Below are 25,327 nucleotides of genomic sequence, written 5' to 3'. Positions count from 1 at the left end.
TTCTCTGCGGGGCTCTCTGCTCGAGTCTCGGCGGGGGCAGTCTGCTGGGTGGTGTTGTTCTCAGTCACCCGTCCAGTCTAGCGTTTTTGCTACGCCTCTCCCCTATCTCTCGTCATATCGCCGGGTTCCGCAGGCGCATGTCCTCAGTCTCTACGCTCAGTCATGCTGACTTCGGATACAGTTCACCCCCGCCTCCTACAGGCGCTCAATCGAGCACCCGAGAAAACGGGGGGGGTGAATCACACGGTATGAAGTTTAGGCTTCGACAGCGTCGGCAACAATTACGGTAATGTTGTCGCGGCCGCCCGATCGGAGCGCCTCGTGCTGGAGCACGTCAGCGGCGTCCTGCGGGTGGCGAATCGAAGTAAGCACGCGCGCCATGTACTCGTGCGAAAGCTCACCGGAAAGGCCGTCGGAGCAGAGCATCAGGCGGTCACCGGCGCGGGCGGGCAGAACCCAGAAGTCCGGCTCCCAGTAGTTGCCGGTACCCAGCGCGCGGGTAATCACGTTACGGCGCGGGTGGGTCAGCGCCTCCAGGGCGGTAATCTGACCCTCGTCAACCAGGTACTGCACCTCAGAGTGGTCGCTAGTGACCTGCTCCAGCGAGGCGGAACCCTCAGAGCCGGGCAGCTTCTCCATGGCGGAGTGGTGAATACCCTCGTCCTCACGCAACAGGCGGTAGGTGCGGGAGTCACCCACGTTGAAAATAACCCACAGGTTACGGTCGCCGATGCGGGTCAGCCAGGCGCCGGTCACGGTCGTACCGCCGGAGCGGGAAAGCGCCTGCTTAATTTCCTCGTTGGTTTCGCCCAGGATATCGTGCAGGCGGTTCAGGGCGCCCACGATTTCATTGTTAAGCAGGGTGTTTGCGCGGCGGCGGCGCTTGGCGGGGTCTTCCTCGTCAATAGCTGCGAGGCGCTCAACGTAGGCCTGCTGTTCCTCTTCGCTACGGCCACCGGGCATGGTGAAGAAGGGCGAGTAGGCGAGCTGACGCACGCACAGGCGCGATGCTACTTCGCCCGCTTCGTGGCCTCCCATGCCGTCCGCGACCACGCAAAGGGAACCGGCGACGACCATCGAATCTTCGTTATTTTCTCGATGTGCGCCGCGGTGCGTTGCACCACCGGTACGTAGTTTCAGTTCAGTCATGAGAGGTCTATCTCCATTGTGTAGTTCACGCGACGAGTCACCGCCACGGGGTCTACGTTACCAAAGCTTCTAACGTTTCGCGTTCCTTGAGAGGTGAGAGTATAGCGATTTCCCACCTGTCGGAGCGTGTTTGCTGTCTCATTATCGGTCAGCACGGTACCCGGTTCAGCCAGAGAAACCAGGCGCGCAGCCAGGTTCACGCTGGAGCCGTACACGTCGCCGCGATTAGCCAGAACCTCGCCCCAAATGAAGGCGACTCGGGCTTCCGGTAGCTGCGGGTCGGCACCAATCGTTTCGGAGAGCTGCAGACTAATTTCTGCGATAGCGTCCGGGGTTTCGGTGAGGAAGAAAACTTCGTCACCGAGGGTCTTGATAATGCGGCCGCCCAGGGGTGCAATGACGTCCAGGCAGCTCTGCTCGAAGTGGTTGATGAGCTGAGAAAGAGCCGCAGCGTCCAGGTTGCGCACCAGGGAGGTGTAGGAAACCAGGTCCACGAACCCTACGCCGCGCACCAGAGGCAGGCGGGAAAGCCCGGAGGTGGTCACGTTGTTTTCGCGCAATCCCAGGCGCAGAATTCCGGCGTACATCTGGCGACGGTATGCGTACAGCGCCAGGCGCTCGAGAACCTCAAGATAGCGCGGAAAGTCTTTGAGGAGCTTACGGCGGGCATCATTATCGCTGAGGTTTTCGGTGACCATAATGTTGTGCACGAGCGCCTCGATCTGCCAGGCGACGGTGCGGTCGGTCAGTTGACCTTCGGCGCGCACGAGGGATGCCACATATTCCATGCGGATATCGCCTTCTGCGTCCAGCTTCTGCAGGTCGGCGAGCATCTGCACGTCTGTTTCAGTGAAGTAGGGCGAATGGTTGGCAATCGTTGGGAAGCCCATGTTGTGCCAGATACGCTGGGCGGTTTCGAGGGGAAGTCCGGCGCATTCTGCGGCTTCTACGGGGGTGTAGCGGCGGCCCTGTCCCAGGAGTGACTTTTCGAGGGCTCGGATTCCTGCTTTGGATTCCTCGTCTCGGTAGATATTGTTCTGGGCGAGGTTCTGCAGAATTTTGAGGTTCAGCATTTGGGTTTCGGGGCCCATGGTGGCGCCGGTGCCCTGCGGAGAGTGTGCAGTTTTCTGGGGGTCTGCCGTGCTCATTGCCGCTGCCGCTCCTTTCATATCTGCCGGTTCATCTGTTCTGTCGTGCGGGTGCGCTAGCGTGTGCCGTGCAGTGATTGTGCACTGCTTCACGGTATAGCGCCTTGTTAATATACCCCTCCACTGTGGTGCTTGGGTCACAAAAGCGCCCGCACCCTAGGATAGTTTAGTGGAGTAATTCACATTTAAGAATACTCTAGTCCGCATTTTTTCGGCAGATTAACCGGCGGGTTTAGGCTCTGAGCCAACCCTACGATGCCCGCCTGAGCCGGCGGCAAGGGGCGAAGAAGCCCTAAATATAGCGAGCGCGCAGGGCGTAGTAGTCGCGTCGGGCGGCCTTAATTTCTTTTTCAAAACGCTTGGGGTCGGGCACATAGGTCAGGCGGTGATGCACGCCGCGGCAGACCACGTACACCGAACCGTAGCCTAGCCAGGCTCCCGGGCCGCGCTGTTTTGCCCAACGCTCCCCCATGGAATCCAGATAGAGGGATTCGTCTCCGGTTCGGGTCATCATGCCGCGGCGCACCACGAGCCGGTGGGTGGTCAGCAGGTAGTAGGTGGTTGCCCAACGCCAGCCGGTGCGCACGGCACTAATCAGGGCGCCTACCGCACAAATCATGCCGAGAGTCCACAGAATCGGTGAGGACCGCGCCGTGGAGGTGAAGGTTGAGGCGGCGATAGCAACCAGCAGGTAGGCAAGCGTGGGCAGCAGGGCACCGTAGTGCTGTCGGGTCGCAATGATGACATGCTCACCGGGGTTGAGTTTTCCGCGCAAACGCATGGTGTTCCTTAGCTGTGCAGGTTGTTATGTTCCGGCTGGAGGGGGACGCCGGTTGAGGTGGTGTGGGCGTATTCAGTGTTGCCGTGCCGGGCTGAAGTTTTATGGGCAGAAATTTTATGGGCTGAAATTTTAGGGGTTGGTTCTAGTGTGCCTGCTGAAAATCTCCGTAGCTACCGTTGGCGGGGCGAAGGTGCTCAATATCGCCCACCGCGTAGGGCTCTAGGGTTCCGTCCTCGCGGCGAATGAGGATGCGCCCCTGCGCGTCGAGGTCTTCGGCAACGCCTTCTACGGTGCTTCCGTCGGGCAGACTCATGCGCACGCTGGCTCCGAGAGTTGCGGTGGCGGCGCGCGCCTGGTCGAGCAGGCTGATGCTCTCGGGGTTGAAGGGGTCGGGGCGTTCGGGGTCGCCGCCGGCGTGCACGAAGGCGCGGTAGCGGCGGGCGAAGATGCTCAGCAGTCGAGTGAGCACCTCGGAGGAGTCGATGATCTGCCCGGTGCACAGGCTCAGGCTGGTGGCGGTGGGTACGGGCAGCTGTTCGGCGGACATGTTCGTGTTCTGGCCGATGCCCACAATAATGCTGCGCTGCCCCTCGGTGGAGCCGCTTTCAGGAACGAGCTGGGCGAGAATTCCGCAGCCTTTGGCACCCTGTGCGATGACGTCGTTGGGCCATTTGAGGGCGGCGTCCACGCCGTAGCTGCGCCAAATATCGACCACACTGAGCCCGGCGATGAGGGTCAGCCAGTGGTAGCTGTCTTCGGGTAGTTCACGGGCGAGCGGGTATGCGGAGGCGTGCGGGCGCACCACGATACTTACGGCGAGGCAGGCTCCGGGAGGGGCGGTCCAGGCTCGGGCGAGGCGGCCGCGTCCGGCGCTTTGGTAGAGGCTGGCGTAGACGGACAGCTCGCCGAGCTGTTCGCGTTCGGGGTCTGTGCCGTCCATGAGTAGTTCGCGGGCGCGGGTGGTGGTGGAGTCGACTTCGTCGTAGAGGTTTACGCTAGAGTATCCGGTTTCCATTGCGATGGTGCGGATGCGCGGCGCATCCAAAACCGAATGATCGCTCTCGGTGTACATGTTCTTCTCCACGGCTTGCACCTTTCTACTCTGCTCGAAACTACTCTGCAGTATGCCGACCCGCTTTCAGCTCACCGCCGAAACCTGCCGAGTCGCACTGGTTTCTCACCATATCAATTTCTTGCCGCCGGTGGTGCCCACCCGGCGCCCGAGACGGTACATTAGACAGTGAGGGTGCATCAAGCACCGACCGGCTGCGGAGGTTCCTCCGCCCTGCTCGAAAGAAGACCGTTATGGCTTATTACGCAATTACTTACGTTTACGCAGCTCCCGAGGAGCAGGCGAAGTACCGTCCGGCTCACCGCGAGTACCTTGGTTCGCAGATTGAGGCGGGCAACCTGATCGTTTCCGGTCCCCTGCTGGATGGCGAGACCCCCGCCGGCGCTCTGCTGATTGCAAAGGTCGACTCCGTTGAGGCGGCTGAGAAGCTGGTTGCTGGCGACCCGATGAACGTCGGTGGCGCGGTTCTGTCCCACACCATCACCGAGTGGAACCCGGTTCTGGGCACCATCTAAGCGTCATTTCACGCTGGAAAAGCTTGAACGTAAACCCCCTTTTCGCCGGCAAGGATTGCTGGCGCGAGAGGGGGTTTTCTGCACTCTTTTGAGTCGTTCTTTCGTACTTTTCGTTCGCTATATGCACCTTCTTCGGTGCTGGGTGCATAAAAGTGTATCTAGTGTTGATATTCTGGCTTCTCACCTGGCATATGTGCCCCAGTTCGCACTATAGTTGAGGGATATGCACATTGTTCAAGAGCGCCTTTCGGGGCCTTCTGAGCAACCATCACCGCAACCACTGGCTCCCGACAATCGGGTGGAGCAGGAACGAGGAATAATGTCCGAGAACCTCCAGCAGGAATTTGATTTGAGCACCACCGCCGGTAAGCTCGCTGATTTTTATGCACGTCGAGAGCGCAGCTTCGCGCCCAGCGGTGAGGCAGCTATCGAAAAGCAGCACGCACGCGGCAAGAATACCGCCCGCGAGCGCATCGAGATGCTCCTGGACGAGGGTTCTTTCGTAGAGTTTGATGCCCTCGCCCGCCACCGCACCACCGCATTCGGTATGGAGGCGAAGAAGCCTCTGGGTGACGGCCTGGTCTCCGGTTACGGCACCGTGGATGGCCGTCTGGTTGCCGTGTACTCTCAGGACTTCACCGTGTACGGCGGTTCCCTCTCGCAGGTGAACGGCGAGAAGATTGTGAAGGTGCAGAAGTTCGCGCTGAAGAACGGCTGCCCGGTTATCGGCATTAACGATGGTGGTGGCGCCCGCATTCAAGAGGGCGTGGCTTCCCTGGCGATGTTTGCCGATATTTTCCGCATGAACGTGCGCGCCTCCGGTGTGGTTCCGCAGATTTCGGTCATTATGGGCCCCTGCGCTGGCGGCGCAGCGTACTCCCCCGCCCTGACGGACTACATCATCATGGTGGATAAGACTTCGCACATGTTCATTACCGGCCCGGACGTCATTAAGACCGTGACCGGCGAGGACGTGGACATGGAAACCCTCGGTGGTGCGCGCCAGCACAACTCTGTGACCGGTACCAGCACCTACCTTGCTGAGGATGAGGAAGACGCGTTCGACTTTGTGCGTGAGCTTCTGGAGTTCCTGCCCTCGAACAACCTTTCTGAGCCCCTGCCCCTGGATCACGACCAGGAGCCCGTGGTGACCGTGGACGATCTGGATTTGGATACCCTGATTCCGGATTCGGCAAACCAGCCCTACGATATGCGTGCGGTCATTGAGTCCGTGGTCGATGACGGCCACTTCCTGGAGATGCAGGCGCTCTACGCCCCGAACGTGATGATTGGTTACGCCCGCGTTGAGGGCCGCACGGTCGGCATTGTGGCGAACCAGCCGATGCAGTTCGCCGGCTGCCTGGACATTTCTGCGTCCGAGAAGGCTGCCCGTTTTGTGCGTCACTGCGATGCGTTCAACATTCCGATTCTGACCTTCGTGGATGTTCCCGGCTTCCTACCCGGCACCGATCAGGAGTTCAACGGCATTATTCGCCGCGGCGCTAAGCTGCTCTACGCATACGCGGAGGCGACCGTTCCGCTGGTGACCGTCATTACCCGTAAGGCGTACGGCGGTGCGTACATTGTGATGGGTTCGAAGAAGCTGGGTGCCGATATTAACCTGGCGTGGCCCACCGCTCAGATTGGTGTGATGGGTGCTCAGGGTGCGGTGAATATTCTGTACCGTCGTGAGTTGGCTGCTCTGGCGGCTGAGGGCGGCGATGTTGAGGCTCGCCGCGCTGAGCTGATCGCCAAGTACGAGGAAGAGCTGCTGAACCCGTACCAGGCTGCTGAGCTGGGTTACATTGACGAGGTTATTGCCCCGAGTGAGACTCGCGTGCGCATTATTTCTTCGCTGCGCGCCCTGCACGATAAGCGTGCGGCTACCCCGGCGAAGAAGCACGGCAACATCCCGCTGTAGGCTTCCGTTGTGCGTTGTGCCCGCGCCGCCTGTGGCGCGGGCATTCCCAGGCTTTTAGGTTTTCTCAGGATTTTAGGTTTTTAAGGAGGCGTGCCTTTGGCAGGCTACAACCCGCTGAGTTATTTCTCGTTCGGCAAGAAGAAGGATAGTTCGGAGGCTGCTGAGAGCACCGAACAGCTTGAGCGTAGCTCCGCGCGTTCTTCTGCGCGCGCGGGTACCGCATCCAGCGCAGCGAAGGACTCTGCTCAGTCTTCGGTAGATACTGACGCTGAGCAGGAGCCTCTGCTGAAGGTTGTTAAGGGCTCCCCCACTCCGGAGGAGATTGCCGCCCTCACCGCTGTGGTGGCAATGATGCAGGCGAACGCCGCGAAGCAGGAGCAGAACCTGCTGGTGGGTGCTGCTTCGCGCATCCTGAACCGCGGTCAGCGCCTGGGCGCTTCGTTGCGTCCCGGTCCCGGTTCGTGGAGGCGCGCTCGCCCCATGTAGCGCGGGCTGATTACTCTGCTTTTTATGTTCCCGTCACACTGGCTGGTGTGGCGGGAATATATTGTTTTGCCTCAAATTCAAGATTTATATTGCGCTATTGAACATCTAATGCACTGATTCTTGCGGTTTTGTCATATTAGAAACGATAAAGCGACGATGATACGCCTTGATGCTACGATGTATATACCATCACATAAGTATTAATAATTGGCAGGGACCATGGCAAAGATGCTGAATAAAAATCATAGGCCCCCACCTGATGTCTACGTCGCGCTTCTGTTGCCGACGCTACGGCGCTTGTCGAAGACTGTGCCCCGCACCGCCGCCTATGTTAGTGAGCAGTTGCGGCAGCAGACTAAGGCGTTGGGGTCGAAGAAGAATCTACCTGATCTTGAATCCACCGATTTTGCGGTGGCTGTGCGCACCACCTTGAAAATCCTGGTGGCGCTTCGTTATGCCCAGCTTATGCCTCGCCTGACCCCGTGGGAGAAGAGGAAGTACCTGCTCACTCCCCTGGGCGCCGAGCTGACCTGCACCCCGCATCTGCACGGTTCGGTACCGCCGCGTGTGGTGAAGCAGGTGCAGGCGTTGTGTGCTCAGAGCCTGACGGCTAGGACTACGAAGAAGCTGAAGAAGCAGGCGAATGCCCTGCTGGAGACCGCGGAGGCGGAGCATCGGCTCATTTTTGGTTCTTCCGATGGTGATGCGGTCACCGGCGTGGAGCCGATTCTCCCTGCCACCGATACCGAGGAAGCTACCCCCGCGCACGAAGCAACCGGCGCAGAGCACCTTCAACATGCGTTCAATTCTGCAGGTGCTGTGAATTCTGAGGGCATTGCGGGGGCGTGGCCTGCGGGTCAGTCCCCTTTGGATATTATTTTGCGCGCCAGTGATTCGCCAGTCATTCATGCTCAGGCGGAATTTGCTGAGCGCTTTACGCAGGATTTAATTCAGCATGTTCACGCGGTGACGCCAGAATATTTTGAGCAGATTGTTGCCGATATTTTTACGGCTCTTGGTTTTAGCACCGAGGTCACCGGTGGTGCCGATGATAAGGGCGTGGACGTTATTGCCCGCTACTCTGATGGCCTGGATTTTGCACCGATTTATATTCAGGTGAAGCATTATTGCGGAACTATGAAGGTCACCCCTAACGAGATTCAGAAGCTTGCCGGTGCGGTGCTTCTGCACGGCGGCTTGCAGGGTGTTTTGGTGACCTGCGGTGCTTTTGCGCATCCAGTGCCCGAGTATTTGCAGGGCCTACCGGGAGCACGCAATATTGCTCTGGTTGATCAGCATCAGCTGGTGGAGCTGATGATTCGTCACCGTGTTGGTGTGCTTGATGGCGAGGGCGAGTGCGGGTACCGCATTGACGAGGAGTATTTTACCCGCGGCATGGACTAGCCCTCGCGGTTTGGAGCAGTCGGGGTGTTTTTGGGCGGGTATTTCCCTCTAAATATCCCCGACCTTCGAGCATTTCCCACGTCATTTCACTTAATGTATTTTCACTTTTCCTTGTGGGCATTTTTCATATATCGGCTGGTTTTAGAAATCTAGGTTATTTTTGAAACCAGCCGATACAATGGGAGGGTAATGCGTTATATATTCTTCGCGTTATTTCACGAAGTGAATATACCCGCGACGGTCTAGGCACTTCACCATAATTTAAGCGTTCTTCCCGAGTGCACGTCACAGAAGAGGGTACGTGAGCGGAACGGGCCGAGAAATCCGCCTTTCCCGCTTCTCTTCACGACGGGCTACCAAAGTATCGACCCAAAAATAAAGATGGTGTCGCACAGCATTGTGTGAATATTTTCCCGTTCAAATGATTGCACTGTATGAAGAACGCCCGCACGATAAATAACACCAGATAAGGAGCCCAACGTGGCTTTTGTGAATAAAACAATGCTCCATATCGACCATTCCGAATTGCACTCTCTGCAGCAGGAAACCTCGTGGGAGGCTCTACCCGAGGAAGCACGCACTCTCAGCGTTGCGGCGGCTTTCTCTCTGCTCCGCCATTTTGAGCGCGCGCAGGATCGTGGCGAGAAGGTTTTCTTCCCCGACATGTACACCCCCGTAGGCGTGGACCTGGGTTTCAACATGACTCAGCGTTTCATTGCGGTCGGTGACAATGTTCTCTTCCGTGAGGCGCTCAATAAGCTGATTGCGGCACTGGTCAATGCTGACTATCTTGAGGTGTCCCTCAGCCAGCTGCATCCGGGCAACCTGCACTACACCCTCAGCGAGGCTGGCCGCGAGCTACTCGGTACCCCGAAGGAACAGCAGGCGCAGGCACTTCTGCCGGTTCTGCCCCTCCTCAGCGGCGTGTACCTCTACTACCTGAAGCAGTTCTACCCGGTTCTACTCTCGCACATTACGGTGCGTGAGCTTCTGCCCATCGTTCTGAGTGTCACCCCGTCCTACCCCGCGGCGGCACCCGTGAAGATTCGCGAGCTGGTGCTGCGCGAGTGCGGTTTTGTGCAGGGCTGGTACGGCCTGTCGTACCTGGAACAGCGCATTATTGAGCCGGTGATTGCTCAGGCGCTGAGCCTGCTGACCCGCGAGGGCTACCTGCGCACCAAGACGATTCACGAGCACACGGATTCTCCGCTGACTCTGTACTCGCTGTCGCCTTCGGCAAAGGAGCTCGTGGCACGCTACGAGGAGACCGGCGTGCCGGCGAGCGAGCTGAGCTCCGTGCTGGCGCTGGTGAAGGATGAGGGCGCCTCCATTACGGCTGAGGATATTGCCGCAACCGATGCTCTGCTGACCCATATGGGCGTTCTGCTGCTCGACACCCTCAACGACCATGGCGCCGATGTGGAGCTGAGCCTTCCGAGCCTGGAGCAGGTCTTTGACCGCGACGAGCGCATTCAGCAGGCGTCCTCGAACCCCTATTTTGTGCAGATTGACGCGCAGGATTACCTCTACGATGTGCTGACCGCCCACCACTACCTCTCTGAACGTGAGACCGTCTACTCGCTGGGTTCTGCTTTCGCGCCGACGCTGGCGCAGATGACTGAGCCGAGCGTTCAGAAGCTGGTGGCTTCGGCTCTGCTGGATCCTGCGGCGGTGGACGCTCTGCCGTACCCGCATCAGCTGCTGTACCCGATTCTGAAGCTCGTGGAGGAGAACCCGCGTATCTCCTACTACGACATTTACGATGAGTTGAAGATCGCCCTGGATATCCCGTACCTGCAGGGTGAGGTGGCTCCGCACCGTTATAAGCTGACCCCGCGTCTGCGTAACCGCTATTCGGTTGCGATGCACGTGCTCAAGGGCGAACGCTACCTGAACGCTCTGCGTGAGGGTACGGGTCGTACCTCCCGCAAGAACCCTGAGCGTTATGAGCTGAGCGAGGCGGGTAAGGAGCTGCTCAAGCGATTCCCGGAGGGTGCTCCGGAGGCGGTGACCGCCCGCATGGCGCCGCTGCCGCCGCAGTCGCTCAAGCACAAGCTGCCTCAGGATATTGCGGCTGAGTTGCAGGCTCGTGAGGAGGCTCTTCAGGCTGCGAAGGAGGCGCGCGCGGCGGAGCGTCAGGCTCGCCTGGCGGCTCGTGAGGGCGCTTCTCGTGAGCCGTTGGCTCCGGTGCCGGGTGCTTCTCCGGCATTGTTGGCGCGTCCGGCTGGTTCGCCGGTTGCGGCTCCTACCCAGGCGGCTACTGTCCAGGCGCCCGCTGAGGTTCCGGCGGCACCGGTTGCTGAGGCTACCGCCCAGCCTGTGGCGTCCGCTCCCGCTGTGTCCGCTCCTGCTGTTTCGGTCCCCGTTGCAGCTCCCGTTCAGCCGATTGTTTCCGCTGCTGTTGTTCCGGCTGCTGAGCCCTCGACCGCGCTGCAGGTAGCTGCCGCTCAGGTGCGTGAGGCGCTCAAGCGTTACCGTCAGGTCTTCCGCCGTGAGGCTTTGGCTCCGGCGCTGGCTCAGGTGTCTGAGGAGCGTTTCCGTAGCATTGGTTTCGATCTGTTCCTGATGCGAGGCTACACGGTGGAGGCTCTACAGGCTCAGGGCGTGGACGGTGTGGCGACTCCCGCCACCGGCGAAAAAGAACGCGCATTCTACGTGCGTACTCTGCGCCCGGTAGCTGGCGGCGCTCTGACCGCGAGCGTTCAGCCGCAGGATATTACCGCGTTCTTCCTGGCGATTCACGCCCGCAGCGGTCAGCTCGGCACCTTCATCACGAACGCTGCGTTCAGCGATGAGGCGTACGACGAGTTCATCCGCTGCTCAACCAAGTACCCGAACATTCTGGTGGACTTGGTATCCGGCGATGAGCTGCAGGACCGCCTCATTGCACACCGCCTCGGCGTGGTTGAGGGCACGAACGGTCTACTGGAGCTCAACGGCGAATACTTCGCCGGCTAGTAGCTTTTAGCCTATCTTGGGGGCGCCCCGGTCTTCTCTTTTCTGCACGTCCAGGAGGAGAAAGCCGGGGCGTTTTCGCGTCTTCCGCTACCGGCGAGTTGTCCACAGGTGAGCCGTTTTCCTCGCGTTCGGTGCCTCTCAGTTCGTAATATTGCCGGTTTGAGCGAACTAACTCACCGAAAATCGTGGTTGAAGGCACACCCCTGAGTTAGGATATGAACATGAGCACTTACCAGGAACTTCCCAGCATCTACCGATTGAAGCGCTCGCTGACCGACGTCGATCAGATTGCTAACGAATATTTTGAAAAGGTCCTCGACCTGAACCCCGTCCAGGCGACTGAGCTTGGTCGTAAAGGCGTAGAGACCCTGTACCCCGATTACTCGCCCGCCGGCGAGAAGGCTTTTGCGCGCCTTGCGAAGAAGACGTTGAAGAAGGTTGACCGCGTCCTGCCTATTGACGACGTTGACCTGGTCACCCTGGATGCTCTGCAGGAGCGCCTGAGCCTGTACCGCAAGCAGTACAAGGCTGGTTTTGGTGGCTGGCAGCTGAACAATATTGCCTCCGTCCCGCAGGAGGTGCGCTCGGTTTTTGACCTGATGAAGCGCAACACTCAGCAGGATTGGGAGCACATTATTGGTCGTATGCACCGCGTGACCGAGGCGCTGGAGGGCTACATCCAGACTCTTGAGGCGGCTCGTGAAGAGGGCAAGGTTGCCCCGCGCCGCCAGGTGGATATTGTCATTGAGCAGACCGCCGCGTACTACGCTCCCGGTGGTTTCTTTGACGAGCTTGCCGCTGAGGTCACCGAGGCTGTCCCCTCGCTGAAGGATCAGGCTGCCGCCGGTGCCGAGGCTGCGAAGGAAGGCTACCGCCGCCTCAACAGCTACCTGGTGGAGAAGCTGCAACCGGTCGCTCCTTCCCGCGACGCTGTGGGACGTAAGGCGTACAGCCTGCACTCCCGTTCGTTCCTGGGTACCACCATTGACCTGGACGAAACCTACGCCTGGGGCGTGAAGGAGCTGGAGAGCATTATTGCTCGTCAGCGTGAGGTTGCCGAGGAGATTGAGCCGGGCGCAAGCATTGAGCGTGCGAAGCAGCTGCTCGATGAGGATCCGGCACGTCAGCTGCACGGCACCGATGAGCTGAAGGCATGGATGCAGAAGCTCGCCGACGCCGCGGTAGAGAACCTGGCGGGTAGCCACTTCGAAATTGGCGGCCCCATGCGCCGCATTGAGTGCTGCATTGCGCCCACAAACGAGGGCGGTATTTACTACACCGGCCCCTCCCCCGATTTCTCGCGTCCGGGCCGCATGTGGTGGTCGGTTCCCGAGGGTGAGGACACGTTCACTACCTGGCGTGAAACCTCCACCGTGTACCACGAGGGCGTTCCGGGCCACCACCTGCAGATCGCTATCGCTACGGCTCTGCAGGGCACCATGAACTCCTGGCGCACGAACATGCTGTGGGTTTCCGGTCACGGTGAGGGCTGGGCACTGTACGCCGAGCGCCTCATGGAGGAACTGGGCTACCTGAAGGATCCGGGTGACCGCATGGGCATGCTGAACGCTCAGCGTATGCGCGCCGCCCGCGTGGTCTTCGATATTGGTGTTCACTGCGAGATGCCGATTCCCGATGAGTGGGCTGAGCAGCTGGGCGTTGAGCCGGGCACCATCTGGACTTCTGAGCTGGGTTACGAGTTCTTGAAGCTGAACCTGGACGAGTCCGAGGGCCACCTGCGTTTCGAGTTCCTGCGTTACCTGGGTTGGCCGGGTCAGGCGCCGAGCTACAAGATTGGCGAGCGCCTCTGGCTGGAGCTGCGCGATCAGGCTCTGCGCCGCGGCGATGACATGCGTGCGTTCCACACGCGTGCGCTTCTGCTCGGTTCGGTGGGTCTGGATACTCTGCGCCGCGCCCTGACCGACGAGATGATGCTTCCTCTGGATACCGAGGATGACGACGATGAGGACGACGAGTAGCCTCTGAACTGGAGTCTCTGATTAGGAACTCCATACACGAAGCCCTCACTTCAGCTTTATAGCTGAGGCGGGGGCTTCGCTGTATTTTCGTGTCTTCTGAGGTCTATGTCTTCTGAGCTCTATGTCTTCTGGGGGCTATCCGAAGTTTGCGGCGCCCGGGTCGGTGGTGCCGAATCCCATGCCGGTGGAGTCGTTCAGGTCCACCAGGTGCGGGGCGAAGCGGCACCAGTAGTCGGTGAGCGCACCGTTCGATTCGCGGATGCCCACGCCTACGGTGCGTCCGTCGACCACCCACACGCCAAGGATGGGGTGGCTGACCGGGTTGATAATGCCTTCGTAGCGCGGTGCCGGGATGTACTCCTGGTAGATGAATTCGCTTTCGGGGGCGTTGGCGAAGAAGTCGTCCTCTTCGGGTTTGATGAAGACGTCGTAGTCGGGGGCGTAGATTTCTACGCCGTCGCCTTCGCGTCCGAAGATGGGCTTGCGAACCCAGTTGCGCATGCCGCCGCGGTGGCCCGCGTAGGTGGGTACGAGGTTCGGGTGGCCGGGGTACTTATCCCAGAGCGCGGCGAGCAGCAGCTTATTGGAGAGGAACATCTTCCACGCCGGCTCGATCCAGCGGTCCATGGCGCCGTGGTAGGCGAAGAGGAGCTTGTCGTAGCCTGCTTCGCTGTCGGTGACCAGGTCCTCCCAGGGGTAGAGCTTGAAGAGGTTGGTGATGGCGCGTCCGCGGGCATCTTCCCAACTCTTAGTCTCCTCGTTGAAGATGACTTCGTCGATGGGAATCATGTGGGTTTTGATGCCCGCCTGCTGTGCCGCGTAGGCGATGAGCCAGAGGTTGTTGTAGTCCTCGTTGTTCTCGTCAATCTCGGGGCTCACGTGCGCCAGGTGCAGTACGGGCTGCACGCCGGCGGTGATTTCGGGGGCGAAGATGTGGCGCCAACGGTTGGTGAAGGCTTCGCCGATTTCACCCCAGTGGGCGTAGCCGCGGGTGTCGAGGCGCTGGTCTTTCGCCCAGGTTTTCTGGCTGACTGCCGCCTCCACGATGCCGGTGGGCGTGTCGGCGTTGTATTCGAGCAGCTTCATGGGGTCGCCGGGCACACCCGAGTAGATAAAGTCGAAGCGTCCGTAGAAGTCGGCGTCGCGGCGGTTCCAGGATTCAACGGCGAGGTTGAATGCCGCCTGGGGCAGGCCGAGGGTGCCGAACGCGCCGGAGGCAATGTACTCGACGGTTTCTAGGCACATGCGGTGCATTTCTTCCGCCTGGGCGCGCACAGAGTCCATTTCTTGCGGGCTGAAAACGTAGGCGGCGTATTCGTTCCAATAGTGGTCGGTGTCGTGGGGGCCGTCCACGCTGTAGGTGAGGCCTTCCTCAATGATGACGTTCTCCCAGTCGGGTCGGCCGACGGGAAATTCTTCACGGCGCATGAGGGGCTAGGCTCCTTCGAAGTAGTGAATGGAAAATAGTGAGGAAAATGCGGGCGGGACCGCTCAGTCCCTGCCCGCATTCAGTGTGATGGCGTATGGCTTAGCCGCCGGAGGTACCGCCACCGGACTTCGAGCCGCCGCCGAAACCGCCCTTGCTGCCGGACTTCGACGAAGAACCAGATTTGGACGAAGAACCGGAGTTCGAGGACGAACCCGACTTGGAGGTGTTCGACTTGCTGTAGGAGCCGGTGCTACCGCTATTGCTGGTGCCCTGCTTACCGCTGGAGACCGAGCCGGTGGTCTTATTACGCACCGAGGAGGTCTTACCGGAGTTATTGGTGCTGGTCACCTTACCCGAGGAGACAGTAGCGGACTTCTTCGCGGTGCGGTAGGAGTCTTCGAAGCTACCGCCCTTGGAGGACACGCCGCTGTAGACGGTGCCGTTGCTGGGGCGGGTGGTGCTGCCTCCGGAGAGCTTAGAGCCCACGGGAGGAATGTAGTGGGATCCGGAAGAATTCGCGGCGCTCTGGCGGCCCAGGTAGTACCAGAGGAACGCATTCGACGTGTTGTGGCTGGTGGTCGAGCCAGAAGAGGTAGAACCAGAAGACCCGGAGGAACTAGAGGAGTCCGACGAGTTCGACGAACCCGAGGAATCGCTACTGGACGAGTCGGTCGGCTCCTGAACGCCTGCCTTCTCACATTCGCTATCTTCCACGCGCAGGCCGGTCTGCGCATCCTGGCAGACGCGGGCGTACTCTTCGCCCTGCGCCAAGAATGCGTTCTCTTCCTGGTGCATGGAGTTGTAGGCGAAGATGCCACCGCCAACCAGCAGCACGCCGGCGCCAGCTACGGCAATCATCTTGGCGATGCCGGGGCGGGTCGCGCCCAGGTTCAGGGTCTGCTGGGCTGAGGTCTGTGCGGCGCGGGTAGCAAAGTTGGCGACTGCTTCCATGCGGTTGCCGGGCTTCTTCGGGCCGTTAGGGTTGGTGGTTCCGCCGGGGTATTGGGGAGCAGAACTCATGCATCTCTCCTTGAAAGGTGGTGCGTGGCGTAACGCTCAACGCGTACATGAAGCTGAGTGGGTACAGCATCATCCGGCGACTTTCGCCGGACTATCGGTGTGGTTCCAGCATATCAAGCCCTAGCTTTCGGATTATCAGCTGACGGCAAAATCTCAGCAAGCTTCGCCGCATGTTGCGCAGTTGTTTCCTTTCTGTTTGCTTTTGCGGTGACTGCCGCCTAATTATCGGCCGATTTAACCGCCTATTTGGGGTAGCTGGAGGCACTGGTGGCGGCACGGGTGGCGGCGCGGGTGGATGGTTATTAGATGGGCTATTGGATGTACCGCCAGAAGGTCACGATTCGTCATACATCCCCTACGCTGCACCGGGTTGAAACACTTCTTCACACAAACTCGCGATAGAGTGCGCAAAAGTTCTAGAGTATGCCACATGTCTACACCGCATGCATCATCTCGTTCACGTCTGCCCAAGTGGGCTACTTCTTTCGGCAACCAAATCATTGCCTCCCTCATTCTGGGTATTGTTCTCGGCGCGCTCGCCCTCGCACTGGGTGGGGACGCGAAGAGCAACCCCAACTGGCTCATGGTGACCTTAGATACCATCGGCTCCTCCTACGTCACCCTGCTGAAGGCAGCTGTTGTTCCGCTGATTTTCACCGCTGTGGTCGCCTCCATCTCTAACCTGTCGCAGGTAACGAACGCGGCACGCCTGGCAGTTAACACGCTCATCTGGTTTGCGATTACCGCGTTCTTCGCGGTGCTCATTGGTATTGCAATGGGCCTCATTGTTCAGCCGGGCGTGGGTGCGCAGGTGCAGGGCAATGCGTACACCGGCTCGACCGGTTCGTGGACCGCGTTCCTGACCGGCCTGATTCCGGTGAACTTCCTGGGTCTGGGTGTCAGCGCTAAGTCCGGTGATTCCGGCATCACCGCATCGGCGTCCTTCAACGTGCTGCAGATCCTGGTTATTTCCGGCGCGGTCGGCATCGCCGCGCTGAAGGTCGGCGAGGCAGCCAAGCCGTTCATTGACGTAGTCAAGAGCGCGCTGGCGATTATTCAGAAGATTCTGTGGTGGATTATTCGCCTGGCACCGCTGGGCACCGTGGGTCTGATTGCTAAGGCAGTGTTCGCGTACGGTTGGGCGTCGATGGGTTCGTTGGTCGCGTTCGTTATCGCCCTCTACATTGGCCTGCTGCTGGTTTTCCTCGTGGTTTACCCGATTATTGTTCGCGCGAACGGCCTGTCGGTTCGCCAGTACTTTTCGGGCGTGTGGCCGGCGCTCCAGCTGGGCTTCGTGTCCCGCTCCTCGATGGGTTCGATGCCGATGACCCAGACCGTTGCCGAACGCAACCTGGGTGTGCCCCGCGCCTACGCATCCTTCGCCGTTCCGCTGGGTGCGACCACTAAGATGGACGGTTGCGCCTCGGTTTACCCGGCTCTTGCCGCGATTTTCGTGGCTCAGTTCTACGGTATTCAGCTGGACTTCACCCAGTACCTGCTGATTGTGATGGTGTCCGTGCTCGGTTCGGCAGCAACTGCCGGTACGACCGGCGCTATCGTGATGCTGACCCTGACCCTTTCCACTCTGGGTCTGCCTCTGGACGGTGTGGGTCTGCTCTTGGCGATTGACCCGATCGTTGATATGGGCCGTACCGCTCTGAACGTTGCCGGTCAGGCTCTGGTTCCCGCGATTGTGGCTCGCCGCGAGGGCATCCTGGATGAGGAGCTCTACAACGCTCCCCGCTCGGAGGGCGGCTTCGTAGCTCAGGAATTCTACGATGAGCGCATCGCCGGCGAGGCGCAGCGACTTCACGAGGTGGAGGACGCGGCACACCGCTAATCTGGCGATCTAATCTGACGAGCTAATCTGGCGAAGGCTCACGCACACGGCGCTAGGCGGTGCTGCCTAGCGCCGTGTAGCTTCTCCGCCGCCCACGCCTCCCCAGCATGGGCGCACAGCACGGGCGAAATATATTTGTCAAACGTCATAAAAACGTCACTATTGATTCTTCTTTTCTTTTAATGTTTGAGAAGGGTTATGATTTTGGACGGCGTGTTCCATCTCCTACGTGGTTGAGGGGGATGGGACACGCTCTTTTTATGCCCTCCAGGCTCGGCTTTTATGCCCTCCGGACTCGGCGCCCCAGCCCTCCCCTCCCGCAGCTCACGCCAAGGAGCCGTGTTCAACTCTGACGCACCGGCAGAGGGTTCCACCCAGTGACCCTTAATCTGCACTCGAAGGTAAAACACCGCCGCGACGCTCTAAAATAGAACCCATGACTACCAGCGCTTCACCGACCCGACTGATTCTTGCCTCCGCCTCCCCGGCGCGCCGCAAGCTCCTGGAAGACTCCCGCATCGCGTTCACGGTGCGCGTCTCCTCCGTAGATGAGGATGCCGCACTCGCCGCCGCCAACGAACAGGCGCGAGCGCAGGGACGTGCGGGACTCACTCCGGCGGAGACCGCCTCCCTGCTGGCGCAGTTGAAGGCGCAGGCGGTTGCCGCCGAACTTGCCGCCGAGGGCGTGCGCGATGCGCTGGTTCTGGGGTGCGATTCGGTCTTCGAGTTTGAGGGTGTTGCCTACGGCAAGCCGCACACCGCCGAGGCGGCGCGCGAGCGCATCAGCGCTATGAGCGGCAACTACGGTGTGTTGCATACCGGTCACGCGCTCGTGGATTTGCGCGGCATTGAGCCGGGCGCCGAGCTGCCCGCTACGTCTGAGCTGCCCACTGTTTCTGAGTTGCGCAGTGCTACCGTCCACTTTGATGAGCTCAGCCCCGAAGAGATTGAGGCGTACATTGCCACCGGCGAGCCGCTCTGGGTAGCCGGTTCCTTCACCCTGGACGGCTACGGTTCGGCGTTCATTCGCGGTATTGAGGGCGAGTTCCACACGGTGGTGGGCCTGTCCATCCACGCGCTACGCGATATGCTGCGCCGCCGCGGGGTTGCTGTAACCGAGTTGTGGCTAGCGCCCGAGCAAGAGAATTAGAACCGGCCCACAGCATAAATCTGTCTCAAAGCGCGCCCTGAAATATACATTGTTGAACACCAATCGATAAGATAGAACAGTATGATGCGCGTTATATTCGCCAATCCTGCCGATGTATCCTTGGAGCAGGAGATTAAAGGAGAGCTTTAAGTGACTCAGCACCAGGCAGAAGCCGCCAAGAAATTTACTGCAGTCCCCGGCCGTCACACCGGCCCGGTCAGCAAGATTCTGATCGCTAACCGCGGTGAAATTGCTGTCCGCGTGATTCGTGCAGCCCGCGATGAGGGCCTGCAGACCGTCGCCGTCTACGCTGACCCCGACCGCGACTCCCAGCACGTGAAACTCGCCGATGAAGCCTACGCTCTCGGCGGCGCCACCGCGGCACAGTCCTACCTGGTGATGGACAAGCTCATTGAAATCGCTCTCCGCTCCGGCGCTGACGCCGTGCACCCCGGCTACGGTTTCCTCTCTGAGAACGCACAGTTCGCGCAGAAGTGCATTGACGCGGGCCTGACCTGGATTGGTCCCTCCCCCGAGTCCATTACCCAGCTGGGCGATAAGGTGGCAGCCCGCCACATCGCGCAGAAGGTGGGCGCTCCCCTGGTGCCCGGCACCAAGGACCCGGTCAAGTCCGCCGATGAGGTTGTTGCCTTCGCGGATGAGCACGGCCTGCCCATTGCGGTGAAGGCCGCATTTGGTGGCGGTGGCCGCGGCATTAAGGTGGCGCGCGACCGCGAGAGCATTGTTGAGATGTACGAGTCCGCTGTTCGTGAGGCTACCGCGGCGTTCGGTCGCGGTGAGTGCTTCATCGAGCGCTTCCTGGATTCGCCCCGCCACGTTGAGACCCAGTGCCTGGCGGATGCGCACGGCAACGTCGTGGTGGTTTCCACCCGTGACTGCTCCCTGCAGCGCCGTAACCAGAAGCTCGTTGAGGAGGCGCCCGCCCCCTACCTGAGCGATGAGCAGAATGAGCGCCTGTACGAGGCGTCCCGTGCGATTCTGCGTGAGGCTGGCTACCAGGGCGCCGGCACCTGTGAGTTCCTGGTCGGCACCGACGGCACCATCTCCTTCCTTGAGGTCAACACTCGACTGCAGGTGGAGCACCCCGTTTCCGAGGAGATTTCCGGTCTGGACCTGGTTCGTGAGCAGTTCCGCATTGCTCGCGGCGAGAAGATTGAGGAGAAGGACCCGGTTCTGCGCGGTCACTCCTTCGAGTTCCGTATTAACGGTGAGGATGCGGGCCGTTCCTTCATGCCCGCCCCCGGCACCATCGAGAAGATGACCGTGCCCACCGGCCCCGGTGTTCGCTGGGATTCCGGCTTCGTGGCTGGCGACGTTATCGGCGGTAACTTCGACTCCATGCTGGCTAAGCTCATTGTCACCGGCGCGGACCGCAAGCAGGCTCTGCAGCGTGCCCGCCGTGCCCTGGCTGAGCTGACCATTGAGGGTATGCCCACCGTCATTCCGTTCCACCGCGTCGTGCTGGATGATCCCGCTTTCGCCCCGGCTGAGGGCGGCGATTTCAAGGTGCACACCCGCTGGATTGAGACCGAGTTCAACAACACCATCCCCATGTACTCCGGTGCGCCCGGTAGCGTGGATTCCGATGAGGATGAGCGCACCACCGTGGTCGTTGAGGTCAACGGTAAGCGTATGGAGGTGTCCCTGCCCGATTTGAGCGGTGGCGCGAAGCCTGCCGCTAAGCCCGCCGCCAAGACCCGCAAGTCCCGTTCAGCACGTAGCGCGGCAAAGGGTGGCGGCGACGAGCTGACCAGCCCCATGCAGGGCACCATCGTGAAGGTTGCCGCATCTGACGGCGACACCGTTGCCGAGGGCGACCTGATTCTGGTGCTGGAGGCGATGAAGATGGAGCAGCCCATTACCGCTCACAAGGCGGGTAAGGTTTCGGGTCTGTCCGCTAAGCCGGGCGATACCGTCACCTCCGGTGCGGTGCTGGCGACCATCAAGTAACGCTTCGCCGCGATACTGCGGTCTCGCGAGCGCTGTAGGCTATACGAATCCCCCGGAAGGGTATGAGGTAATGTCTCGTATCTTTCCGGGGGATTTTCCATATCCGCTCTTGCCTGTTTCTGCGTTCTTGCCTGTTTCTGCGCTCCTGCCTGTTTCTGTGGGGTTTGAGCGGCTACCTATTGCGATTACGTCCAAATAGTGGCTGTATTTGTTGGGTCTCTTCTGAACAGAGTTATAATGTTGCACTTTAGAGGAGCCTTTCAGATTCCTACGCCCACCGCACCCTACCCGATGCGGTCGCGGCACCCGGCACGCGCCTACGGCACACCCGCCTCCCGCACCGACCGGTGATGGAATATCCACCTCAGGCTCCTTGTGTACGCACAAATTCACCATCTCGGGAGTTTTCCTCATGAGCACCTCTGCACCCGACACGAAAGCGTCTGCTGCATCGGTGAAGAATACGACTCCTCGCAGTCGAGTTATTCTTGCCTCGCTCGTTGGTACCACCATCGAGTTCTACGATTTCTACATTTACGCCACCGCAGCAGTGGCTGTGTTCCCCGTGCTGTTCTTCCCCTCGAAGGACGCAACCACCGAGCTTCTGGCATCCTTCGCAACCTTCGGCGTCGCCTTCATCGCGCGCCCCCTCGGTTCCGTGATCTTCGGTCACTTCGGCGACAAGATCGGCCGTAAGGCAACCCTCGTCGGTGCACTGCTCACCATGGGTCTGGCAACCTTCATCATCGGCCTGCTGCCCACCTACCACCAGATTGGTCTGTGGGCACCGACCATGCTGACCATTATGCGTTTCTGCCAGGGCCTGGGTCTGGGCGGCGAATGGTCCGGTGCGGCGCTGCTCGCCAGCGAATACGCTGAGGACGGTAAGCGTGCCCGCGCCGCCATGTGGCCGCAGCTTGGCGCACCCATCGGCTTCGTGCTTGCGAACGGCTTCATGCTGCTGCTGACCAGCTGGATTACCTTCAACTCCGCAACTGATGCGAATAACCTCGAGCACCCCTTCCTGGTTTGGGGTTGGCGTATTCCGTTCCTGATGTCCATCGTGATGGTCGCTGTCGGCCTGTACGTGCGTTTCAAGCTGGAGGAGACCCCCGTCTTCGCCAAGGCTGCCGCTAACAACGAGAAGGTTAAGACCCCGCTCGTTGAGGCGTTCAAGGTTGCCTGGTGGCCCATGATTCAGGGCACCTTCATCATGGTGGCATGCTACGTGCTGTTCTACCTGATGACCGCGTGGGTTCTCTCCTACGGTATCGCCAAGGCTGATAAGGGCGGCTTGGCTATTCCTTACCGCGAGTTCCTAATTATTCAGCTGATCTCCATTATCGGCTTTGCAATCTTCATCCCGATCTCGGGTTGGCTGGCTGATAAATACGGCCGCCGCACCCAGCAGCTGTGGACCACCGTCGCTATGGCGGTCTTCGGCCTGTGCTTCGGTCTGTTCATCTCCCCCTCCGTCGTTGGTACCGGCGCGAATGCGAACGTCGCAGTGGTCACCCTCTTCATCTTCATCGGCATGTGCCTGATGGGTCTGTCCTTCGGTTCCATGTCCGCATACCTGCCGGAGCTGTACCCCACCAACGTGCGTTACACCGCTAGCGGTATCGCCTACAACGTGGCGTCCATCCTCGGTGCGGCACTGACCCCGTTCGTGGCAGTGTGGTTGAACTCCTCCTTCGGCGTGGCTGCCGTGGGCGGCTACCTGGCGTTCGCATCGATCCTGAGCGTCGTCTTCATCCTGCTCACTCACGAAACCCGTGACGTGGACATGAACGCTGTCAGCACCACGAAGTAAAACTTCGAACAGCTAACGTCTCTTACGGCAAAGCGGTGGGGGCCGCCTCCTGAATTACTTAGATTCAGGAGGCGACCCCCACCGCTTTTATGCTTTTCAGAGATGCTCTACCCGGCGGGCAGCGCTCGACTCAGCACCTCGTGTGCGCGGATTACAGGCCGCGAGTGTGCAGCTTACGTGCCGCCTCAGCAATAGAGCCGGAGAGCGAGGGGTAAACCGTGAAGGTATCCGCCAGGTCATCGACCGCGAGCTTCTTCTCCACAGCCAAAGCAATGGGGTAAATCAGCTCAGAAGCACGCTGACCAACCACCACGCCACCAATGACAGTGCCGGAGTGGCGGCGAGCAAAAATCTTCACGAAGCCATCGCGCATCGCCATCATCTTCGCGCGCGGGTTCGTACCCAGCTGCAGGGTCACAGCATCACCACGGTAGGCGCCCTCAGCCAGGTCCTTCTCACTCACACCAACGGTCGCAATCTCCGGGGAGGTGAAGATATTCGCGGCAACCTTATCGGTGCGCAGCGGGCGCACCGCATCACCGAGGATGTGCGCCATAGCAATACGGCCCTGCATCGCAGCCACGGAAGCCAGCGGGTACACGCCCGTGCAGTCGCCAGCGGCGTAAATGCTGTTCACGCTCGTGCGGGACACACCGTCCACCTTAATGTGGCCGCTCGGGGTCTGCTCAACACCAATGTCTTCCAGGCCCAAATCTTCAGTGTTCGGAATCGAACCAATAGCAACCAGGCAGTGAGTGCCAGAAACCTTACGACCATCCGAGAGGGTCACAATCACGCCGGAACCATCCTCAGTACGCTCAACAGCAGCCGCACGAGAACGCGGCATCACTCGCACGCCGCGACGCTCAAAGACGTCCTCCAGCACGCGGGCTGCGTCCTCGTCCTCACCGGGAAGCACGCGGTCACGCGAAGACACCAGCGTCACCTTCGAACCCAGACCGTTATACGCCGAGGCGAACTCGGCACCGGTCACACCCGAACCAATCACAATCAGTTCTTCAGGAACCTCGCAGAGGTTGTACAGCTGAGTCCAGGTCAGAATGCGCTCGCCATCAGGCATACCGGTCGCCATTTCACGCGGATGCGTACCCACCGACAGCAGCACAAAGTCCGCCTGCAGGGGGTAGACCAGACCAGCCTCATCAGTCACCTGGACGGTGTGGCGGTCCAGAAGCTTACCGGTACCGTGAATAATCTTCACACCCGCAGAAGCCAGGGCACGCTTGATGTCGGCGGACTGCTGCTGAGCCAGGTCGCGGACTCGGCGGTTCACGCGGTCCATATCAACACGCAGCTGAGGTGCCTTGCCCTTCGTGTTCTCAATGCCCAAGCTACCAGCCTCGGAGAAGCGGGTCATCATATCCGCCGTAGCGATCAGGGTCTTAGAGGGCACAACGTCCGTCAGAACGGCGGAGCCACCCATGGCGTTACGCTCGATCAGAGTCACGTCCGCGTTGGATGCGGCAGCCACCATCGCTGCCTCGTAGCCGCCGGGGCCACCACCAATAATTACAATTCGCTGAGATGCATAGTTCACCGTTGAAGTCATGCCTTAATTGTGAGCTATGCCGCCCCTGCGGGGCAAACGCACTCGCCGTGCAGATATGCCATATTGTGGCAACCTGCACGGCGAGCATTTACTTGGGGCATGCCGGTTAGATATGCCGGTTAGACGGGGCGCCCCCTTATTCCTCGAGAGCCTGCGGTTTCTCGGCGTAAATCGAGTTGATGAACTTCTCAGCCCACTGCAGCATCGCGCCGTCCACCAGGTCCTTACCGCCCACCGGCATGGTCTTCGGGCGCGGCACCAGAGTCAGCCAGGTGTCCATACCCTTCGGCTGGGCGTGCGTGGAACCCGGGTACACGCGCTTCAGACGCATCTGGCGGGACTCCGGCAGCGGCTCAGCGGTCACCACGCGCACCTTCGGTCCCAACACCACCAGCTCGTGAATACCGGCGGCACGGGCGTGCATACGCACCGTCGCCACGGCAAGCAGGTTCTCTACCGCCTCCGGCAGTTCGCCGTAACGGTCGACCAGTTCCTCACGCGCCTCCGCGATCTTCTCTTCGGTATCGGCGGCAGCAATCTGACGGTACGCCTGCAAGCGCAGACGCTCAGAATCAATGTAAGTGTGAGGAATATGCGCGTTGACGGGCAGATCAATCTTCGTTTCAACCTCGCGCTCTTCCTTCTCGCCGCGATAGTTCGCCACGGCCTCGCCGACCAGGCGCAGGTACAGGTCAAAACCGACACCGGCAATATGACCGGACTGTTCGCCACCGAGCAGGTTGCCGGCACCGCGAATCTCCAGGTCCTTCATAGCCAGCTGCAGGCCCGCACCCAGCTCGTTGTGGGTCGCCACAGCCTTCAGACGCTCATGTGCAATCTCGCCGAGGGTCTTATCCACCGGGTACAGGAAGTACGCGTAGGCGCGCTCGCGACCACGACCCACGCGTCCACGCAGCTGGTGTAGCTGGCTCAGACCGTAGTTCTGGGCGTGATCGACAATGAGGGTGTTCGCGTTCGAAATATCCAGGCCGGTCTCCACGATGGTGGTGCAGACCAGCACGTCAAAGCGGTGCTCCCAGAAGTCCACAATAATTTGCTCCAGGCGCGATTCACTCATGCGGCCGTGGGCGGTGGCGATGCGCGCCTCCGGCACGAGCTTG

General features: G+C 60.1%; 18 protein-coding genes. 10 read left to right on the top strand and 8 right to left on the bottom strand.

Annotated elements, in window-relative coordinates:
• Positions 1-255: 255 nt before the first annotated feature.
• From Q0216_RS04205 to Q0216_RS04190, 4 genes are all read right to left on the bottom strand, one after another.
• Positions 256-1,149, bottom strand: coding sequence for a PP2C family serine/threonine-protein phosphatase (locus Q0216_RS04205; protein ID WP_298593180.1), 894 nt, complete (start codon positions 1,147-1,149; stop codon positions 256-258).
• Complete coding sequence (locus tag Q0216_RS04200) at positions 1,146-2,297, bottom strand: adenylate/guanylate cyclase domain-containing protein (RefSeq protein ID WP_298593179.1); 1,152 nt, start codon at positions 2,295-2,297, stop codon at positions 1,146-1,148. Before Q0216_RS04200 ends, Q0216_RS04205 begins: the two co-directional genes overlap by 4 nt.
• A 292-nt stretch (positions 2,298-2,589) precedes the next feature.
• On the bottom strand, positions 2,590-3,078 hold the full coding sequence (locus Q0216_RS04195) for a glucose ABC transporter permease (protein WP_298593178.1): 489 nt from the start codon (positions 3,076-3,078) through the stop codon (positions 2,590-2,592).
• A gap of 142 nt (positions 3,079-3,220) precedes the next feature.
• Positions 3,221-4,162 carry a biotin--[acetyl-CoA-carboxylase] ligase gene (locus Q0216_RS04190; protein ID WP_298593177.1) on the bottom strand — a complete coding sequence of 314 codons (942 nt, stop codon included), beginning with the start codon at positions 4,160-4,162 and terminating at the stop codon, positions 3,221-3,223.
• A gap of 221 nt (positions 4,163-4,383) precedes the next feature.
• Between Q0216_RS04190 and Q0216_RS04185 the strand changes: the two genes are divergently transcribed.
• The 6 genes from Q0216_RS04185 to Q0216_RS04160 all read left to right on the top strand — a co-directional run bounded on the left by Q0216_RS04185 (position 4,384) and on the right by Q0216_RS04160 (position 13,413).
• Positions 4,384-4,665, top strand: coding sequence for a YciI family protein (locus tag Q0216_RS04185; protein WP_298593175.1), 282 nt, complete (start codon positions 4,384-4,386; stop codon positions 4,663-4,665).
• 319 nt (positions 4,666-4,984) lie between these two features.
• Entirely contained in the window at positions 4,985-6,586 is a 1,602-nt protein-coding gene (locus tag Q0216_RS04180; protein WP_298593173.1) for an acyl-CoA carboxylase subunit beta, read from the top strand.
• Between the two features lie 90 nt (positions 6,587-6,676).
• Positions 6,677-7,072, top strand: a complete 396-nt coding sequence (locus tag Q0216_RS04175) for an acyl-CoA carboxylase subunit epsilon (RefSeq protein WP_298593172.1) — start codon at positions 6,677-6,679, stop codon at positions 7,070-7,072.
• Positions 7,073-7,369: 297 nt separating this feature from the next.
• Entirely contained in the window at positions 7,370-8,476 is a 1,107-nt protein-coding gene (locus Q0216_RS04170) for a restriction endonuclease (protein ID WP_298593171.1), read from the top strand.
• Positions 8,477-8,956: 480 nt separating this feature from the next.
• Positions 8,957-11,434, top strand: coding sequence for a restriction endonuclease (locus Q0216_RS04165; RefSeq protein WP_298593169.1), 2,478 nt, complete (start codon positions 8,957-8,959; stop codon positions 11,432-11,434).
• A 221-nt stretch (positions 11,435-11,655) separates the two neighbouring features.
• Complete coding sequence (locus Q0216_RS04160) at positions 11,656-13,413, top strand: DUF885 domain-containing protein (RefSeq protein ID WP_298593167.1); 1,758 nt, start codon at positions 11,656-11,658, stop codon at positions 13,411-13,413.
• A 135-nt stretch (positions 13,414-13,548) separates the two neighbouring features.
• Here Q0216_RS04160 and Q0216_RS04155 read toward each other — a convergent pair whose 3' ends face one another.
• Both Q0216_RS04155 and Q0216_RS04150 read right to left on the bottom strand, forming a co-directional pair.
• On the bottom strand, positions 13,549-14,841 hold the full coding sequence (locus tag Q0216_RS04155) for a glutathionylspermidine synthase family protein (RefSeq protein ID WP_298593166.1): 1,293 nt from the start codon (positions 14,839-14,841) through the stop codon (positions 13,549-13,551).
• Between the two features lie 100 nt (positions 14,842-14,941).
• Positions 14,942-15,862, bottom strand: a complete 921-nt coding sequence (locus Q0216_RS04150; protein WP_298593164.1) for a hypothetical protein — start codon at positions 15,860-15,862, stop codon at positions 14,942-14,944.
• Positions 15,863-16,292: 430 nt separating this feature from the next.
• On the opposite strand from Q0216_RS04150, the gene Q0216_RS04145 reads away from it, so the two are divergent.
• The 4 genes from Q0216_RS04145 (at position 16,293) to Q0216_RS04130 (ending at position 22,636) form a co-directional block, all read left to right on the top strand.
• Positions 16,293-17,702 carry a dicarboxylate/amino acid:cation symporter gene (locus Q0216_RS04145; protein WP_298593162.1) on the top strand — a complete coding sequence of 470 codons (1,410 nt, stop codon included), beginning with the start codon at positions 16,293-16,295 and terminating at the stop codon, positions 17,700-17,702.
• Positions 17,703-18,138: 436 nt separating this feature from the next.
• Positions 18,139-18,852, top strand: coding sequence for a nucleoside triphosphate pyrophosphatase (locus tag Q0216_RS04140; protein WP_298593161.1), 714 nt, complete (start codon positions 18,139-18,141; stop codon positions 18,850-18,852).
• Positions 18,853-19,002: 150 nt separating this feature from the next.
• Complete coding sequence (locus Q0216_RS04135; RefSeq protein ID WP_298593159.1) at positions 19,003-20,823, top strand: biotin carboxylase N-terminal domain-containing protein; 1,821 nt, start codon at positions 19,003-19,005, stop codon at positions 20,821-20,823.
• A 412-nt stretch (positions 20,824-21,235) separates the two neighbouring features.
• A complete protein-coding gene (locus tag Q0216_RS04130) occupies positions 21,236-22,636 on the top strand; it encodes an MFS transporter (protein ID WP_298593158.1) in 1,401 nt (466 codons plus the stop codon).
• Between the two features lie 151 nt (positions 22,637-22,787).
• Here the strand turns inward: Q0216_RS04130 and Q0216_RS04125 are convergent, their stop codons facing one another.
• Both Q0216_RS04125 and Q0216_RS04120 read right to left on the bottom strand, forming a co-directional pair.
• On the bottom strand, positions 22,788-24,206 hold the full coding sequence (locus tag Q0216_RS04125; protein WP_298593156.1) for an NAD(P)H-quinone dehydrogenase: 1,419 nt from the start codon (positions 24,204-24,206) through the stop codon (positions 22,788-22,790).
• 136 nt (positions 24,207-24,342) lie between these two features.
• On the bottom strand, positions 24,343-25,327 hold a 985-nt coding region (locus Q0216_RS04120; RefSeq protein ID WP_298593155.1), incomplete at its 5' end, for a TRCF domain-containing protein.

Origin of the sequence: uncultured Rothia sp., assembly GCF_937976295.1 — a bacterium.
In the GTDB taxonomy this organism is placed as follows: Bacteria; Actinomycetota; Actinomycetes; order Actinomycetales; family Micrococcaceae; genus Rothia.
The sequence above is the reverse complement of the archived record's forward strand: the minus strand, read 5'-3'. Positions and strand labels throughout refer to the sequence as shown.